This window comes from Desulfuromusa kysingii (assembly GCF_900107645.1).
GTDB classification, from domain to species: domain Bacteria; phylum Desulfobacterota; class Desulfuromonadia; order Desulfuromonadales; family Geopsychrobacteraceae; genus Desulfuromusa; species Desulfuromusa kysingii.
Map to the genome: position 1 here is coordinate 267,272 of NZ_FNQN01000001.1, position 17,669 is coordinate 284,940.

Annotated in this window: 20 protein-coding genes; 10 read left to right on the forward strand and 10 right to left on the reverse strand. The window is 45.0% G+C overall.

Translation table 11 applies throughout. The features are described from left to right. The 9 genes from BLU87_RS01335 to BLU87_RS01375 all read left to right on the forward strand — a co-directional run bounded on the left by BLU87_RS01335 (position 1) and on the right by BLU87_RS01375 (position 7,485). Positions 1-1,185: a tetratricopeptide repeat protein gene (locus BLU87_RS01335; RefSeq protein ID WP_092344133.1), complete on the forward strand. Its 1,185-nt coding sequence runs from the start codon at positions 1-3 to the stop codon at positions 1,183-1,185. Between the two features lie 284 nt (positions 1,186-1,469). Beyond that, positions 1,470-2,057, forward strand: a complete 588-nt coding sequence (locus tag BLU87_RS01340; RefSeq protein WP_092344134.1) for a DUF1007 family protein — start codon at positions 1,470-1,472, stop codon at positions 2,055-2,057. After that, positions 2,054-2,941 (forward strand): nickel/cobalt transporter, encoded by an 888-nt coding sequence (locus BLU87_RS01345; RefSeq protein WP_092344135.1) that lies wholly within the window; start codon positions 2,054-2,056, stop codon positions 2,939-2,941. The genes BLU87_RS01340 and BLU87_RS01345 overlap by 4 nt, the downstream gene beginning before the upstream one ends. A 179-nt stretch (positions 2,942-3,120) precedes the next feature. Continuing rightward, positions 3,121-4,188, forward strand: coding sequence for an LbtU family siderophore porin (locus tag BLU87_RS01350; protein ID WP_092344136.1), 1,068 nt, complete (start codon positions 3,121-3,123; stop codon positions 4,186-4,188). Positions 4,189-4,325: 137 nt separating this feature from the next. Then, complete coding sequence (locus BLU87_RS01355; protein WP_245706322.1) at positions 4,326-4,760, forward strand: Fur family transcriptional regulator; 435 nt, start codon at positions 4,326-4,328, stop codon at positions 4,758-4,760. Positions 4,761-4,971: 211 nt separating this feature from the next. Further along, the gene (locus BLU87_RS01360; protein WP_175498229.1) at positions 4,972-5,628 is read left to right on the forward strand and encodes a DUF3793 family protein; all 657 of its coding nucleotides are present in this window, start codon (positions 4,972-4,974) and stop codon (positions 5,626-5,628) included. Position 5,629: 1 nt separating this feature from the next. Then, positions 5,630-6,343: a Crp/Fnr family transcriptional regulator gene (locus BLU87_RS01365; protein ID WP_175498230.1), complete on the forward strand. Its 714-nt coding sequence runs from the start codon at positions 5,630-5,632 to the stop codon at positions 6,341-6,343. A gap of 275 nt (positions 6,344-6,618) precedes the next feature. Further along, complete coding sequence (locus BLU87_RS01370; RefSeq protein WP_092344139.1) at positions 6,619-7,116, forward strand: flavodoxin; 498 nt, start codon at positions 6,619-6,621, stop codon at positions 7,114-7,116. An 18-nt stretch (positions 7,117-7,134) separates the two neighbouring features. Next, positions 7,135-7,485, forward strand: a complete 351-nt coding sequence (locus BLU87_RS01375; protein WP_092344140.1) for a DUF2325 domain-containing protein — start codon at positions 7,135-7,137, stop codon at positions 7,483-7,485. 70 nt (positions 7,486-7,555) lie between these two features. On the opposite strand, the gene BLU87_RS01380 is transcribed toward BLU87_RS01375, so the two are convergent. From BLU87_RS01380 to BLU87_RS01410, 7 genes are all read right to left on the reverse strand, one after another. After that, positions 7,556-9,178 carry a DUF4857 domain-containing protein gene (locus tag BLU87_RS01380; protein ID WP_092344141.1) on the reverse strand — a complete coding sequence of 541 codons (1,623 nt, stop codon included), beginning with the start codon at positions 9,176-9,178 and terminating at the stop codon, positions 7,556-7,558. Next, positions 9,178-10,038, reverse strand: coding sequence for an ABC transporter ATP-binding protein (locus BLU87_RS01385; protein WP_092344142.1), 861 nt, complete (start codon positions 10,036-10,038; stop codon positions 9,178-9,180). The genes BLU87_RS01380 and BLU87_RS01385 overlap by 1 nt, the downstream gene beginning before the upstream one ends. Continuing rightward, positions 10,016-10,180, reverse strand: coding sequence for a hypothetical protein (locus BLU87_RS17260; protein ID WP_175498231.1), 165 nt, complete (start codon positions 10,178-10,180; stop codon positions 10,016-10,018). The genes BLU87_RS01385 and BLU87_RS17260 overlap by 23 nt, the downstream gene beginning before the upstream one ends. A gap of 72 nt (positions 10,181-10,252) precedes the next feature. Then, on the reverse strand, positions 10,253-11,071 hold the full coding sequence (locus tag BLU87_RS01395; protein ID WP_092344143.1) for a DUF4198 domain-containing protein: 819 nt from the start codon (positions 11,069-11,071) through the stop codon (positions 10,253-10,255). 49 nt (positions 11,072-11,120) lie between these two features. Beyond that, on the reverse strand, positions 11,121-11,432 hold the full coding sequence (locus tag BLU87_RS01400) for a hypothetical protein (RefSeq protein ID WP_175498232.1): 312 nt from the start codon (positions 11,430-11,432) through the stop codon (positions 11,121-11,123). A gap of 11 nt (positions 11,433-11,443) precedes the next feature. Further along, entirely contained in the window at positions 11,444-13,882 is a 2,439-nt protein-coding gene (feoB, locus tag BLU87_RS01405) for a ferrous iron transport protein B (RefSeq protein WP_092344144.1), read from the reverse strand. After that, complete coding sequence (locus tag BLU87_RS01410) at positions 13,876-14,127, reverse strand: FeoA family protein (RefSeq protein WP_217637415.1); 252 nt, start codon at positions 14,125-14,127, stop codon at positions 13,876-13,878. The genes feoB and BLU87_RS01410 overlap by 7 nt, the downstream gene beginning before the upstream one ends. Positions 14,128-14,588: 461 nt before the next feature. Here BLU87_RS01410 and BLU87_RS01415 point away from each other — a divergent pair, with 461 nt between their 5' ends. Beyond that, complete coding sequence (locus tag BLU87_RS01415; protein ID WP_092344146.1) at positions 14,589-15,662, forward strand: GTP pyrophosphokinase; 1,074 nt, start codon at positions 14,589-14,591, stop codon at positions 15,660-15,662. Positions 15,663-15,706: 44 nt separating this feature from the next. Here BLU87_RS01415 and BLU87_RS01420 read toward each other — a convergent pair whose 3' ends face one another. The 3 genes from BLU87_RS01420 to prxU all read right to left on the reverse strand — a co-directional run bounded on the left by BLU87_RS01420 (position 15,707) and on the right by prxU (position 17,460). Beyond that, positions 15,707-15,919: a hypothetical protein gene (locus BLU87_RS01420; protein WP_092344147.1), complete on the reverse strand. Its 213-nt coding sequence runs from the start codon at positions 15,917-15,919 to the stop codon at positions 15,707-15,709. A gap of 64 nt (positions 15,920-15,983) precedes the next feature. After that, a complete protein-coding gene (locus tag BLU87_RS01425; protein ID WP_092344148.1) occupies positions 15,984-16,388 on the reverse strand; it encodes a hypothetical protein in 405 nt (134 codons plus the stop codon). Between the two features lie 346 nt (positions 16,389-16,734). Further along, positions 16,735-17,460 (reverse strand): thioredoxin-dependent peroxiredoxin, encoded by a 726-nt coding sequence (prxU, locus tag BLU87_RS01430; protein ID WP_092344149.1) that lies wholly within the window; start codon positions 17,458-17,460, stop codon positions 16,735-16,737. Positions 17,461-17,669 lie beyond the last annotated feature (209 nt).

Below are 17,669 nucleotides of genomic sequence, written 5' to 3' on the forward strand. Positions count from 1 at the left end.
ATGTGTCGATCCTATATAAAATATGGTTTTTGCTTGCTGCTGTTTTTGGCGTTCTTGCTTGTTGTTTCTGCCCCAGTGTTTGGCGCTTGTCAGCAACAAGGGAGTTTGCGGGTTGTCAGGTTGTTACAGCAGGTCGATCAAGAGCTGTCTGCGAATCAACTGGTGGCGGCACAACAACGCTTAGAGCTATTCAAACAGCAATATCCTGATGACCCCCATTATCTGATTGATTATCATCTTGGCAATCTGTATGGCCAGACAGGTCAGCTTGATAAGGCATTGTCTGCTTATGATGCTGCTTTGAGCCATTGTGATCAGGAGCCGAGTCTTTGGCAAAATCGTGGCAAAATTGCTTGGGATTTAAAGCAGTACAGCATAGCTGCTGATTCTTTGTTCCAGGCTTATGAGCTGGCGCAGAACAAAGACCCTTCACTTTTATTTCATACTGCCATGGCACGGAGCTACGCTGATCAGAAAGAGGGGGCTGTTAAGCTGCTGGAAACGTTGCTTGGTGACCAGGCAGAAGCGGTTGAGGATATTTGGTTGGAAACTTATACCAACCTGTGCATCGAAACAAAACAGATCGACCGTGCTTTGCAGCGCCTCAACGGTTGGCGACCAGAGTTGGAGAACCGGAAACTGTTTTGGCGCTTGCTGACGATCTTGCAGGTGCAGCAACATGACTATGAAAAAGGGGCGACCAGTTTGCAAGTTCTTGCCGCTTTTGAGCCATTGAATAAGGATGATAAGAGGCTTTTGGCCGATCTGCTGCTACAGATTGATATCCCCTTGGAGGCAGCAGAGCAGTACGAGGAGCTACTGGCAGACAACCCGCAAGAGCAGGACCTGCATAATCGGGTCATCACCAGCTATCGTCGTGGGTTGCAGCCACAGAAGGCTCTAGTTGCCATCGAGCGGGCGCTGGCACTTAACCGTTCTGAAGCTTTGTTGCAACAACGGGGTGAAATTCTCTTTGAGCAACGTCAATATGAACAGGCGTTTCGGGCGTTTGAAGAGCTGGTTCAATTAGATGCCAATAAAGGAGTTGCCTATCTCTATCAAGGATATTGTGCCCTGCGGATTGATGATTTAATGCTGGCCCGAAAGGTCTTAACCAAGGCTTCCGCTTTTAAACGGGAGAGAAAAGAGGCACAACGGTTATTGGCTTGGATGGATCGTGGATGAGCTAACTCTGCGCCACCTTTTTTGTTGAATTTTATTATCCGAACTGCATTTTTTCGATTTTGAAAACTAAAAACAATCTGTGACTGCGGTCACAGATTGTTTTTATTCCCGACTGATATAACCCTATACATTAAATCATTAGCCTGAAATCCATTCTTTAACCAACCTTTTACAGCGTGTGGCAGCGCTTGCTTAGCAAGCAGGGGGCTCCTCCTTCCTCTGCTTGCTAAGCACTATGTATTCAGGGGATAGTTTAATTTGCTCTCTTTTGATATAAAGCAGCCATGCGAACAATTCTCTTTATTTCCCTCTGTTTATTCTTGTTCCTGCCACTAACAGCTGCGGCGCACCCGCATGTTTTTGTTGATAACCATATGGCTTTTGATTTCGATGCGAAAGGGATTGCTGGAATTGAAGTTATGTGGGTCTTTGACGATATGTTTTCAGCGGGAATATTGTTGGACTATGATGATGGAGATGGTTTTTTATCTGCCCAGGAGATCCGTGCGATTAAGGCGGAAGCCTTTGATAATCTGAAGGAATATGGCTTTTTTTTTCGTATTCAGATTGACGGGAACTTGTTTCCAGTGAAGTTTATAACCGATTTTACTGCTGCAGTGCGTGGTGGGGCTCTGGTTTACCGGTTTACGGTTCCCTGTCACGTTTCAGCTGCCGCGACCCCGAAGGTGATCGATGTGCTGGTCGAGGATGAAACTAATTTTGTCTCGATCATGACAAAAAAGAGTGCCATCTCTGTCGCTTCTGCTGGAGTCCCCTTTGATCTTAAGTTCACATATGCACCTGCACCGTACTTTCTGCAATTGGAATCGGCGGATGCGGTCGGTTCGGTAAGGATTCAGTTTAGCCAATGATAAAAATTATTCTCCCTGTTCTGTTCTTGCTGATGGTTTCCACTTGGGCTAATCCTCCTGTCGTCTTAAGTTCCTTTTCGGCACGTCAGGGGTCTCCAACTGAATATGTTGGCTCTGGCTCCGGTTTGCAGGTGCAAATTGCTCAGCTTCAGAAGCAGTTAAAAAGTAAGATGACCGACTTGTCTCGTACTCTGCGTCAAGGGGACAAATCGGTGATCAGTTGGTTGTTGGGGCTGGCGTTTCTCTATGGGGTGATCCATGCCATCGGTCCTGGACACGGTAAAGCTGTGATTGCTTCATATTTGTTGGCGCATGGGGGATCGCCATGGCGGGGAGTGGTGATTGGCGCAATTGGTGCCATGTTGCATGGTTTTTCGGCTATTGTGGTTGTGATGTTGATTTATTTTTTATCTCTGGGCCGATTGACAACAACCTTTTCGGCTTGGAGTCATAATCTCCAGATCGTGGCTTACCTGTTGATCAGTGTGATAGGTCTATTCATGCTCATTGCTGAACTTTCGTCACTGCGACAGAAGAAGGAAAAATCCAGCACTGCGGTAAGGGGGAACATGCAACGCCCGTTGTGGCTATTCATCTCTTTGGGGTTGATTCCCTGTCCTGGGACTATGATTGTCCTTCTCTTTTTTCTCTCCTTAAAGATGCTTGGGTTTGGCTTGTTGATGGCTGTGACTATGGCACTGGGGATGGCATTTACGCTATCGGTCATCGGTCTGATGACCGTATTATCTCGTTCAAAAGTGATCCGGCACACAGCGGGGCAGTCACATCCAATGTTTTCTCGGGTGCATAATTTTTTGGGTATGACTGGTGCGGTTCTTGTTTTAGTTGTTGGTTTGCTCCTGCTTTACACTTCCATCCATTAATAATTGGATCTTCATATCGTCTTTTTGATAAATGATCATGTTTTTCATTTTCTTTATCGTTTGTGACTGAAATCACGGATTTTCTTTCTCTATCTGTTTATCTTCCATCTCGAAACATACTTTGGGTTCTGGATAGCCAAAAAGCGTCCATAAATAACATTTGAGAAAGGAAGTATTGAATGAAGTTGTTTGCTGTTTTGAGTCTCTTTGGGATGTTGTTGATGCCGGCGTTTGCGATGGCAGGAGATGGTGCTTTGGCGAGTCGGGTGACCGCCTTGGAGGATGCGTTGAGTCAGGGTGTTGTGCAACAGGTGCAGATATCTGGTGCCATAGAGGCAGAAGTGGGCTATAGCTCAGACTATGACAACGTCAAGGAGAGTGATGTCGACTTAACAACACTGGAGTTGGGAGTTGATGTCGTATTAACAGATTTCTTTTCTGGATTCGCATTGATGAAGTGGGAAGAAGATGGCGATGAAGGGGTGTTTCTTGATGAGGGTGGCGTCGTTCTGGGCAATGTTGAAGAATACGGCGTTGCTGCGACCGTTGGTAAACTTTATGTCCCCTTTGGGGTTTATGAAACGGGGATGATCAGCGATTCTTTGACTCTGGAACTTGGTGAGGTCCGCGAAGGTGCCGTGGTTGTCGATTTTGGTGCCAGTGGTTTTTACGGATCAGCATACGCCTTCAATAGTGCTATTAACGATGATGACGAAGACGATATGATTGATGCCTATGGTGTCACTGCTGGATATTTGTTTGAGTCCAATAGTGTCAGCGTTGACCTGTCTGCAGGCTGGATCAGCAATCTGACCTCTTCTGGTGGCTTTTCCGGTTATCTAGATGACGAAGGTTATGATCCAATTGATGGTTATACGGCTGGAGCAACTGCCACTGTGGTTGTCGGTTTTGCTGATTTTACCATCATTGGTGAATACTTGACTGCTCTTGACAGTGACTATCTGGCAGAGGCGGAAGCAGAACCTGCGGCTTGGAATCTGGAAGTTAATTATGGTTTTGAAGTCGCTGGGCATGGTGCGTCACTTGCTGCCTCTTATCAGGGGTCGGATGAAGCTGCAATTCTTGGATTGCCGGAGATGCGCATCGGGGCAGCATTTGGGTTTGATATCACTGAAGGATTTGGTATTGCCTTAGAGTATGTCCATGATGAAGACTATGACAGCGTTGATGGCGGAACGGATGAGTCCGCGGATGCTGTTACCTGTCAACTCGCATTGGAGTTCTGATAGGTTGGTGGAGAGAGAAGGTGGGGTAGGCGATATCCAGGTGTCGCTTGCTCCATGTTTTTATTGACCATTTTACTTTTTTTATCTATATTCTGAAAACAGTTTTCAATTTCTTAACTGTTTTGGGAGGGGATCTTTTGAAAACTCGCAAAAAGACACTCAGGGATTACTTACAGTTAAAAGGGTTGAAAATAACCAATCAACGGGAGATTATCCTGAAGACTTTTCTGGATTCTCGCTCTCACTGCTCTACCGATGATCTCTATATCCGCTTGAGAAAGAAACATCCCAAAATTGGTTATGCGACAGTCCATAGGACTTTAAAGCTCTTAGTTGCGAGTGGGATCGCTATTGAGCAAAATTTTGGCGATGGACAGGCTCGGTATGAACCTGTCCAAGATAATCATCATCACGATCATCTGATTTGTCGGGAATGTGGTTTAATTATCGAGTTTGAAGAGCCACAAATTGAGAAATTACAGCATCAGGTTGCAGCAGCACACCAGTTTACAATTGAGAGTCATCGGCATGAATTGTATGGTCTCTGCTCCCGGTGTTCCCATCTTAAGTAGAAGATTATATTATTTGTGGATGTGATCTGGGTCACAGATTGTCTCCGGAAAATAGTTTAGTCTGAGGATCAACAGGTTAATGTTAGGTCCAGCCTTCAACAGCATTTAGTTCTTGCTGTTTTTTATTTACAATATCAATGATAATGGTAATCAAAGTCGATGGGTGTCCAGTATGGTATGTCGAAGTAAACAGAACTGTATAGTGGGAAAGATGATGACAGAAGCAGGTTCTTCTTGTTCAGCATCAGGGTTGAAGAGAGAGCCAACGTGGATTGATGTTGCCGGAATGTTTCCCGATCCCAAAGAGTGCTTGACTGCATTTTTAACCGTTGCTGCCGCTGAGGTTGTTGCCGGGATCAAGCCTGCGAATCTGATCCGTATACCCAATCAGAAACTCCCTTGTGGTCGCCGTATGTATCGATTATGGCAACGTTTTGGAGAAGAGTTGATGTCGATTTTACCGTTTACCGTCATGACCATGAAGGTTAGTGAGGAAAGTATCCTTCTCCTTGTCTATCGCATAGAACTGTTGCAGAGGAGATTGCAAGGGCGCACTATGCAGACGTTTCTTGCACGCCTAGGTTATCCTCAACCGTTGGATTTAGACGCAGCCCTGGCACAGTTACAGGGATCTTTTGCAACGGGAATCCCCCACGAAGTCGGCATGTTTTTGGGCTACCCATTCAAGGACGTGAAAGGCTTTATGGCACAGAAAGAACCCACTTCTCAGGAGCGGGGGATGTGGCGAATCTACGGTCCGGCGGGGCGGAGTTTACAACTAAGCAACTATTATCGCAGTAAGAGAATGGAAATGATAAGAAAATTGGCACATGGACAGGTTCCTAACCAGTTGTTGCAGGCGGCCTAATATGTCTGTTTGTCCCTTAGGGTTATTGCAAAAAGCTCCTTTATTGAACGATGTCGGACATGAGCTGATCACTCAGATCTCTCAAGCTGGACGTGTGCGGACCCTCAAAAGAAACTTTGGGCGGATTGGTCCTGACGAAATGTCAAAGCGGTTGTTCTTTGTTTTGTCTGGAGAAATGCGGATGATGCGGATGGCACCAGATGGGCAGGAACACCTGATTCAACGGTTTAACTCAGGGGAGTTCTTCTGCCTCTCTGCCCTTGTTTCCAGTTTTTCGTGTAATAGTCAGATGGTCAATGCTGGATCAACTGAACTCATGTATTGGGGGCACGATGTTTTTCGGCAGTTTATGGACGCAAACCCTCACTTTTATGGCAATATCCTCCATCAGATGGCATCGCAAGTCGAACAGGAACGGGAAATGCGTACCCTCTCCCGCTGTTGCAAGGCGGACATCAAGGTCGCAGCTTATCTGCTACACAAAATTAAGCAGGGGGAATGTACCCGAAAATTGGCCTGCAGTCTCGATTTGAGGCCCATCAGTTTGACAGCTCAAGAACTTGGAATCGCTCGTGAAACCTTATCACGTAGCTTGCAACGGCTGGTTCAAAGAGATGGGATCGACTATACCAGTGGTAGAGTTCAGATTTCCAGCCTAGCAAGTTTGGAAGCGGTTCTGGAGGAATCTGAATGTAGTTGTAGTTGTCGTTGTTGATTTTTGACGCTTTACCGTAGTTTGCTGCTCATCTTGATCTGAATTCTGTTGCCGAGCTCCTCCCCCCTTTTTTTCAATCCAATATTATTTATTGCACTGCTTTTGCTCCCCTCCTTTTTTAGGGGAGCTTTGCAATATTATCACCTCAAATTCCAAATAAAACCACCATAGTGACCGCTATCACAGATTCAGCCACAAGAGTTTGTTATGGTGATGATATTGGTTTTCAATATCTGATTAATCGTTAGAATGATTCATGTAAAGGAGAGAGAAGAATGAAAGTCGGTATCTTTTATGGCAGTACCACAGGCAACACAGAAAATGTAGCAAACGAAATTTGTGGGATGATAAGTGGTTCGCAGGTTGCGCCCATCGATGGTGCAGAAAAGGCTGATCTTGAGTCGTGCGATCTCCTGTTTTTTGGGGCTTCCACGTGGGGGCTCGGTGAGCTGCAGGATGATTGGGCTGATGCTCTTACCATGCTGAGAAGCGCCAATCTTAAAGGAAAAAAGGTCGCCTTGTTTGGTCTTGGCGATCAAGAAACCTATTCAGGAACCTTTGTTGATGGCATTAAAGATATTCATGACGCTGCTGTTGAGGCGGGAGCAACAATTGTAGGGAAGTGTTCTTCTGACGGTTATGATTTTCAAAGCTCAGAGGCGTTTGTAGATGACCAGTTTCTTGGCTTGCCGTTGGACGAAGAGAATCAGTCAGAAATGACAGGAGAGCGGATCAAGGAGTGGGTCGGTCAGGTCCTCGAAGAAAGCAAATAAACTGCGAATGGAGTTGATATGGTCGTCTTGATTGTTGGTGCAGATAAGATTGGAGCTTTTGTCCCCAAGCTGGAAGAGTTAGGTGCGGAGAAGGTTCTTCATTGGAGTGCTCGCAGCCAGAAAGTTTCAAAAAATTGCATTCCAGCCAGCGCTGATCTGGTGATTTTTTGTACCGACTTTCTTCATCATACTGCGGCCAGAACAATTAAGAAGAAAGTCAAAGAACGTGGCCTGCCGGCGGTTTACTGCCGGCGAGCTTGGACGGAGATCGCGCCGGAAGTGGAGCAATTGCTCCGGCCCGAAAAGTCACGTCAAAAGCACCCATGTGAGGGGTGTCAACACTGCCGTTGTAAAAGACGTCATCACTGAAGCCATTACTACGGTAGGAGGAGCGTCCCAGGGGCACTCAGTTAAGATACGTGATTGTTCTCGTAGCTCGTTATGGTGTGGGCAAAGATGTTGTCGCCACGAGCTGGTAATGTTTGTCAAACAGGGCTGCTCTGTAGATGGTTTCATCATCGTAACGCACCAAATAGTGTAGTGGATCGGCTAGCAGATGAAACTTCATTGATCGATAATCGAAATCTTGCAAATTAAGGGGAATAAACTGATAGTCTGGGTAGGACACCAAATAAACTGTGCTGTTGACGTCGATGGCATAACCATAAAAATTTTGCAGCCGATTTTCAGTGATGCGCATATGGACAATAGAACCGATATTATCTGGGGTTGGGACTGGAGCAACGGAAATGCTGTTATTGGCGCGGCGTAAATTTAGAATTTTACCCATATCATCCTTAACAAAATATCCCCAGTCAAAAGGTTTCATATTCGTGGTTTTTCCCCAAATATGACGGAGGGGAAATATCGCACCTGCAGCTAGAAGTTGCTGATTGACTTCATTGCTGAGCCTCTCATTTTCTTTAACGGTTTCACAATTGTAGACTATAATCCTATCTGATTTTAATGCCAAAGCCTCTTCTGGAAACGGTATCACCCCCTGGTTGCTGATGGGGTTGAAAAGAGGATAAAGGCCGACCTCTTTAGGTTGCAGGTCACTGGGGTGATATTGGAGGCTCTGCCGCGCAGCTCTGATGCGTTCTTTATCGAAACTTTCATGGTTTATCTGAATAGGTAATTTGCCTTGAATGTCGAGGTTTTTCCAATAGACAAAAGGGAGGTTGCTTTCGTAGGTTACGCGGTCAAAAGTTTGTTCTTGCGTGCCGTAGATGAAGTTATGCCCTTTACCATTTTTCTGATAAATAAAGTCATTCAGGATTGGCGAGAAAAAAATATAATATTGTTCAAAGTGACGACTGTATTCTTGCTGATAACGGTTTACACCAATCATGATAAGTAGCAGGCAGAGTGGGAGAATACTGATCTTAAACAGGAAAGAGTGCAAACGTTGTCGCTTGACGCTTAAGAAGCTGTCGTAAACAGGAAGTGTTAGCCAGAGAACCACCAGAACAAGAAGCAGATCGATGCTGGTGTAGTGATTTTTAAAATAAAGCAAACCCAGCAAAAGTGAAAACAGCAGCTTAAGCGATTTTCTCCATAGATCACGTTCCAGAATTGCTCCGCTCAACCCAAGGTAAAGGGCTAATCCAAGAAGTGTCCAGAAGAAGCAGTCTTTGGCGGCAACCCAGACAACATCAGGCGGGTAATATCGCATGATGACAGCAACAATCAGGCTTCCGGCCAAGCCATTAATTATAAAAATACTTGATCCTCCAGCCAATAGATGGTGCGCTGCAATGGTTTGTAAGCGGCAGGGGAGATGGATGAGAATGCGTACCCGGTTACGGATGGTTTCGGGAAGAAATTGAGCCACGGCGATAACAACGGCACTGAACAGAAAGAATAGAGCCAGATTGGTGTAAGGTTTGTCGCCGATCTGGGCAAAGCGGTACCACATCATCGATTCTGGTTCGATTGATTTGAATGCAAAATTGAGATGAAACCAGAAGTAACTGCCAGCTCCGAGAGCTGTCAAACAAAGTCCCCAGAAATACCATCTGAGCTTGAGCCATTCCTTGGTATAGATAGCCTTGATAATCATCAGTATTTTCCTACAAAACCGAGAAACCGTTCTTCAAACGAGACTTCAACCGGTGTGGTTTTTTTATTGATTTTTGTCTCTATGGCTTGTTGATCCAGAAAAGAATAGAGCCGCGTGATTTCCCCCCTTTTTTCTCTGCGGTGAATCCCTTCGATTTTGGCCTGTTCTCCATCGACTTCGTAGCAACGGAATTGTTGGCAGAAGTTAGACATGCTATCGCGATAAACATCAGTGCTTCTGTCTACAATGGCGATCTCTTTTACCAGCTTTTCCAGATCGCTCATGATATGCGAGGTGATGAGTACGGTTTTCTGAGTTCCTTGGATGTAGTTTTTCAAATAGTCAACTAACAGGTAACGGTATCCGGCGTCCAAACCCATGGAGTAGTCATCGAGAATCAGCAGGTCGGCATCTTGAGCAAACAGGAGTCCCAGAATGACTTGCGATTTTTGTCCGAAAGAGAGGGTATTCAACTTTTGCTGCTGCTGCACATCCATTAAAGCAATTAATTCATAAAAGAGCCTTTTTTCCCAACGTGGGTAAAAGGGGGAGAAAAAACGCTCAATTTGCTCGATGGTCATGTAGTCATAGCTGGTAAATCCTTCGTAGAGGAGGGCAATTCTTTGTCGGGTCGGAGCCGAGAGTTGATGGGAGGGTTCACCAAACACCATACATTGACCACGGGTTGGTTGTAGATAACCCATCAAAATGTTGATTAATGTTGATTTTCCCACCCCATTTTTACCCAGCAGCCCAAAAACGGTCCCGGGTTCAATGGTTAAATCGAGTTTGGCATAAATCTGTTTAGATCCATAGCTGTGATGCAGATCAATAACTTCAACGGTCGGTGTTGTTGCCATCTTTCTTGTCCTTCAGTGAAACGGTCGGTGGCGGGGAGCAACAACTTTTATTACTACAGCTACAACCTTTATTTTTGAACAACTTTCGGTAGAGATAATAGATAGCGCCAACAAAGATGGCGAATAGGAGGATTTGTTCCATGACTCATCCTGTCGGTTTTATCAAGGTCTGTCAGCCAGCTCTTTTCCTTGGCTGACAGACCTTGATAGGGGGTTATTTCATGTCTTTAGCCTGGACCCAGATAACGGCATCCTGACTGAGCTCTTTCCCTTTATATTCCTTGTCACTACCAGCACCCAGGGCGCAGAACCCCCACCAACCGGCTTTGGGAATTCCGAAAGTGAATTTACCGTCCTGATCAGCTTTAATCCCAATGGTGACAAAGCTATCTTGAGGCGCTTCGACTAAAGCAGGGCCCATGGCATTGGCAGCCAGATCGACATTACGATTCAGGTATTCGACTTCGATTTCAGCAAACGGAACGGGTTTGCCGTTGCTTTTAACGATGCCGCTAAAAGTCGAACCGGTCCAGATACTGTAAGGTTTAGTTAGGGGGACTATTTCAGCCTTCAGGCCTAATTCTTTATCCCAGTCGGTCGGTGCACCCGCAACATTGACAATCATTTTGGTGATCTGCTGGATATAGATATCTTCGCCCGCTTCATAATAAGGAGCCGGTTGCAATACAAACAGGTGATCACCCATCCGTTGCGCTTTATATTGTGATTTGTAGGCGGAACCTGAATTGTGGTGACCTTTCCAAGTGATTTGCTTCAAGCTGTTGAGAAGATCTTTTTTCTTGCCTTTGTTGATGACATAGAAGGATTCAACCGCACTGTTTTCTTTGCTGTCATGTTGCTTGCCCATGTTCATGGTGTGTTCATCAGCAAAAGGATGGGTAAAAACTTCTCGCAGCTCTATGGTCGTCCCCTTTTCAAGAGCGGATTCTGGAGTATAAAGCATTTGGAAGTGGGCAAAAGAGCTGCTGCACCATAAGACTGACAGTAACAATGTTAAAACAACTTTTTTCATCTAACTTTTCTCCTTTTGATCAGTGTAATGAATTGCAATGGGTTGTTATTTATTCAACAATATCGTTGCCATCAACGATAACCTGATGCCCTTCACCGGCATCGAATACCGCCTGATAGTCACCTTCTGGCTTTTTAAAATTCACTTCGCTGTATTCGTTCATTTTTGTTTCCAAAATCTTTTGGCCTTTTTGTGCAACGTGGAATTTGACCCCGCTGGCACTGCTGCCATCACTGAATCCCCCTTCACAGGTAATGGTCCCGTCTCCTTCATCAAAGCACGACATCAGAGCCGTATGAGCTGATGCGGTTGCGACCAACAGCAGCATGTAAAACATAGTCATTAAAATAATCTTCTTCATTGTTTGCCCTTTCATTGCGATTTACCGACTTGCCAGCCGGATTGTTTGGTTTTGAATAGTGATAAAATAAGTGCCAGCGTTGCAGCGCTTAAATAAAAATTACGCATCAGTTCTAAGCCGCTCCAACTGAACTGTACCGCCATGGAGAAAAACAGGATTGAGAGGACGACACCTAATGTGGTCGGGAAAAAGATGGCAAACAACATCCACCGATAGGAGTTAGTTTGCAGCTTGACGACGACCATTGTAGCGATGCACGGTGGCGTTAGAATCATGAAAAGCAACATTGCTGCAGCGTGGATTGGCGTGTACGCACCGTCCTGCGCGAGTGATTCCTCGGCGCTGAGATTTGATTTGCCTTTTTCGTAGATTGAGCCGAGGGTTGCGACGGCACTTTCCCGGGCTGCAAACGAGCTGAGAAACGCAACATTGATGCGCCAGTCAAATCCAGCATATTGAGTCACTGGTTCCAGGGCGCGGCCGAACATACCGAGAAAAGAGTTGGTAATCTTTTCGTTTTTAATTGCGATCTGCAGCCTTTTGTTCGTTTTTGAAAGTCTCCGTGCCGCTTTGCTGACCTCTCTGGCATCTTTGTCCTGAGGTCGTACCAATGGGAAAAGTTCTGGGTTTTTAGCCAGAAACTCCGCATCAAGTGAAGCTACGGCGCTTTTGGTTTTTGTCAACATGCGCTGATTTTTGTAGTTATCGTAAAGATTTACCAGATTTGAAACTTCTGCAATCTGATCCACATGTTGATAGTGAAGATTGTCTTTCACCGTTTTATCAAACTTCTCTAAAGCACTATCCATTTGCTGGGAGAAGTCAGTCATTTTTTCATCTGATACCCCAGGGTACTGCAACAAAACAAAGAGGACGACCGCGACGGCAAGGACGATGGTCATAACTTTTTTAACGTAGAGCCAAACCCGTTGACTGGCACGAAACAGGACGCCGCTGAGTGTTGGCAGGTGATAAGTTGGCAACTCCATAATGAAGGGGGCTGTCTCTCGATTCTTCAGAACTGTTGAGGTGGCCAATTTAGCGATTATTAAGGCAATAAACAGGGTGACGGTGGAGATAAAAAACATCATCAACGCCATCTGTTCTTTAAAGAATGCTCCCAGAAGCAAGGTATAAAACGGCACTTTGGCCAGACAATTCATGTAGGGAACAGTGAGGATCGTCGCCAATCTAGCGCGGTCGTCAGCGATCCCTTTGGTTGCCATGACGCCAGGAACGGCACATCCACCCACAAATGCTCCACCGAGGACTAAAGGCAGCGTCGACTGACCATGTAGCCCAAATTTTCTGAAAACTCGATCCAGGATGAATGCCATGCGCGGCATGTAACCGACATCCTCGAGAACGGCGATGAGGGCAAACAAAATAAAAAATATCGGGATATAATTGAGCAACGCAATGGCACTATTTACCATCCAGATGCTGAAGTCGGTGATTATGGGAACGTTAGTTAACTCTGGTGGCGGCAGTAGCGCGACTATTCCGTTTTTGAGGGCTGCAAGCAGCGGCCAGGTATAGTTAGTGAGCTTGTAACCCCAGACAATAGATAACTGGTAGATCAGATAAATAACCAGCCCTAACACCGGGAATGCCAACCATTTATTGAGAACTACGCGGTCAATCTTGGCTGTCAAGGTGTCCAGATTCTGTTTTTTCTCTTTCACGCATTTGTGATAAACGACATCAGCGCTATCGTAGCGTATGCGGGCAAAAGTTTGGTCGACATCAAGATCAAGCTTTGTGTGGATGTTGCTAGTGACATCCTTGATGGTCTCTTTGCAGATATTAACTTTCTCCAGAATGACTTTATCTGCCTCTAGAGCTTTGATGGCAAGCCAGCGTTTGGAGATGGTTGAATCAAACTCGATCATCTGTTCAATTTCGAGAATGAAGGTTTCAAACTCCATATAATCAATTTTAAATGGTTCGGAGATAGAGATTTTTCCTGCTTGAGCGATCGCTTCCAGGATCTCCCTTTTTTTGCCGCCACGCTTGGTCCCAACGGTTTCAACGATGGTGACGTTGAGCATTTTTGACAGTCTGTCGATATCTATTTCCAGTTCGCGACGTTCAGCGATATCCATCATATTGAGGATCATCACCAGCGGTTTGCCAAGTTCCAGCAATTGAAAAGTTAAATACAGATTGCGACGTAGACTGGAAGCATCAACGACATTGACGATGACATCTGTTCCTTCATCAAGAAGAAACGTTTTTGCGACCATCTCCTCCAGTGAATAGGTACTGAACGAGTAAGTCCCCGGAAGGTCAACAATTTCAAATTGTTCCCCTTGGAATTTTAAGGTCGCTGATTTTTTATCAACAGTGACTCCAGGATAGTTAGCAACATGTTGGTTAACGCCACTGAGCATGTTGAAAATTGTTGATTTACCGCAGTTGGGTTGACCTGCGAGCGCAACTTTTAGCATATGGCTTCAATCCTTAATAACGCTGCTTCACTTCTTCTTATGGTGATTAAGCAATTGTGAACTTTCACTTCAATCGGGTCACGGAGAGGGGCATTTCTGAGCATCATAATCTCGGTTCCGGGGATGAACCCCATGCTCAGAAGTTTTTGTTTCAGCATCCCCTCTGCGTTGCAGCTTTGGATGATGCCGCGTTGATTTTGAATAAGATCAGATAGATATAAGGTGGATGCAGTGGTTTGTGTCACGATGTTCTCCTGATAAAGTAACGACGCACTTTTAAGGGTGACTGTCGGAAAAGAACTATGCCTGAACAACAATGCAGATTCTGTGACTGAAGTCACACTTTTGCAATTTTTGATAATTATTTTCATAATCATGATGATTTTGGATTAAGAATAAAAATCAGCATAAAGATGCTGATCTGAGGCAAGGTTTATTTCTGTTCGGGCGAGTCATTGTAAAATTGACCAGCAGGCAGGTTTCTCGATCATCAGAAGCGCCCTGTGTTGTAAGATATGAGTGTACCTGGAGGTTGTTAGTGGTATTGCTCTTGCGGTTGACAAATACTTTGCCCTTGTCGCAAATTAGAGCAGTTTGAGCGGTATGTTCCGGGAAGCTTTTAGGGTGATTTCTTTGGCGCTGCTCTTTGTTTGTAACAGCATTGTCTGTTTATCTTAGTCAAGACGATTACATCAGGAGTTATACTGTGGCCTCGCTGGATTTTGAGCTGGAAAAATACAAATTTAGAAAATTTTATGATAAAAATCTCTCCCTGATTCAAGCGACCCAAGACCGCTATATCAGTACAATCGAGAAGTTGATAGAGCAGTTAGACGTCGGAGAGGTGACAAAAATAGAAGGGCGGATCAAGGATAAAGAAGAATGTATTAAAAAGTTTCAGCGTAAATATCAGGGTAAGCTTGAAGCTGATGAGAAACCGTACCGCATCAAAGATTATCTCTCTGACTTGATAGGTATCAGGATTGTCTGTCTCTATGAAGATCAGATCTCCGTTGTCTCAGATGTCCTCAAGAGTCACTTCCGGATTATTGAGGTGACCGACAAGATAGCAGCGGTTGAAAGCACCGAAGATTTGTTTGGTTATAAGGGGTTGCATATGGATCTTGTCCCCGTTCAGGCGGAAGGGGCTTCTCCCCGGCTTCAGGAGTTTCCTTTTGAGGTGCAGATCAGATCTTTGATTCAAGATGCCTGGAGTGTCCTTGATCACAAGATCAAATATAAAAAGTCGATTCCTAATAACCTCAAGCGCAGGATTAATGTGCTCTCTGCCCTGTTTGAGCTAGCTGACCGAGAATTTAAAGAAATTCGCAATGCGACAATGGAGTTATTGCAACAGGCAACAGCGGATCCGATCGGTGATTCATTGTCTGACAGCAATGGCAATGGTGAGATTCACCAGGCAGGCAAAGGGAAAGGGATCAATGTTTTTAACTTTTTGCGTGTTGCCGGCCATTTTTTTAAAGATTTTGTCTTTGAAGATTACAAGGTTGATAACTTTGTTCAGGATATCTTAAAACAAAACCGTGACTTTGAAAGGGCGGATCTGCATAAAAGTTTGATCGAAAATCTAAAAACTGTCAAAGAATATCGGACTCAATTTCTGCTGCAAAACCCTGAAAACACCTTTAGTCCCTACACTTCCATCCGTCATTGTTTGTATAAGTACGACCGGGAAACCTTTGGTCGGATCTTATCTCGAGGAGCAAGAGAACATTTTGAAGAGTGGCTAGAAGATGTAGGGGGTAGGGATCATCATTAAGTTAATTATTGACAGTTTTGCAAACGGAAAAATCCGCAGAGACATTAGCCCCGCCAGAGGGTCCATGGTAAATCGTTTTTATCCGTACTATGGGTAAATTTTTCTTTGCATGTCAGACACTGGTAGTCCTGCTCTTCAAAGCCTCGTGGGCTCTTCCCCTTGAAGATACGTAATTCGCCAACTTTTCTTAAATATTCATGAGGCTTACCATTCTTTGATTTCTTCGATTGTTCTTCACACAGGCTGCAAATTGACATTTCATCTCTTTCTTTTTGGTGTCTCTTCAGTGTCAGGAGGTAACTTTGAGTTCCTGATCGGGTGTTACTGACAACGCATGGTTTTTCTTCCATCAGCAAATAAAATTTCAACCTTTTGTGAACCAATGACGCGTTGAACAATACCGAGACCGAAAGAAGGATGATCAATCAGGTTATTTAGTTTATAGGTCTCAGTCATGGAATAGGGTTTTGCTTTTGCGCTTTCCATTTCGGGGCGCAGCGATTCCCACTGTTTACGATCAGCATCTTTAGGCTTCGTGGTTTTTCGGGCAGCAGGTTTTTTGGCGACAGTCGGTGGCCGATATTTATGCTGGCGAGAGCATGTCTGACATTCAACCTTCTCTGGAGCATCGTCTTTCAGAGAGATAACAATGTGGTTGGTGTTTTTACGACATTTTGTACAGCGGCCTTCAATGGGGTCACCGACAGACAATGTGGTGCTTTGCATGGTCCTACTCCCTTGTTTGAGTTAGCCAAGATATGGCCGATAAAAACCAGGGAGAGTGCCGGATTCTACGGGGCTGGCTTGACAGTTGATATATCATCCTCAACGACGTGGAGTATCTTCAGTGTGGCAACGTCATCTCCATCTGGATTGAAGAAGAGAGGTCGTTGTGAGGAGATTGATGCTGGTGTGTCTCAACATAGTACACCTTTTCCCCAGCAAAAGATATTTATCAATGATAAAAGACCATAGCGCCATCTGTTTAAATGGGTAAGCTGCATGAAAAGAGGCCTTGATCTGTAAAAGTTCAAGGCCTCTTTTCATGAAATAATTTTGGCATGGAATGCTGTTATTCGTCGGCTTCGCTTACTTTCCACGCTTGCCAAACCTTGCCAACCAGATCAATCCCTGGCTTCAAGGTGGTTTTCCCCGGTTTCCAGCCAGAAGGCGTCGCTTCAGCACCACCGGTATTCCGGACGAGCTGGAACGCTTTTAATTGACGTAAGGTTTCATTGACGTTTCGACCGACAGGGGGGGTGAGTACTTCGTAACCCTGAAGAACACCATCTGGATCAATGATGAAGCGTCCCCGATTTTCAACTTTAGCACCTTCGTTGAAGATCCCATAGAGGCGGCCAATATCACCACCAACATCAGACAGCATTGGGAATGGTACGCCCCCATCAACCATTTTAGAGAGTTCAAGATCATTCCAGATTTTATGGGTAAACATGCTATCGATGCTGACAGATAAAAGTTCGACCCCGAGTTCCTGAAATTGTGGGTATTTCTCGGCAACTGCCGAGAGTTCAGTCGCTCAGACGAAAGTAAAATCGCCGGGATAAAAACAGAGGACCAGCCATTTCCCCGCGTAATCAGAGAGTTTTACGCCGTCCAAAAAGGCCCCGTTATGGAACCCTGGGGCAACAAAGTCCGGCGCTTTTTCACCAACTTGTACCATTTTTATCTCCTTTTTAAGGGTGGTTTCCTGTACCACTTCTTCAGTGTGAGATGTGTCGTTTACAGCGCCTGCGGCCGTTGGTCTGGAGCAGCCCGCTGCTTGTTCTTCGCTCATATGTCTCTCCTTTTCTTTAACGTAAGAATGATGCTTAAATTGTATCTTCAATATTTATAAAATCAATCAAAGGGACGTAATATATTTGTTTAATGACTAGCCAAAAAGACTAAAACACGGTGAAAAGCTGTGTTCTTAGGTGGTTGTCATGACAATCAAAAAAAAGTCGTTGATTGCATCAGGTCGGGAGGAATGAACTTCGGGATATT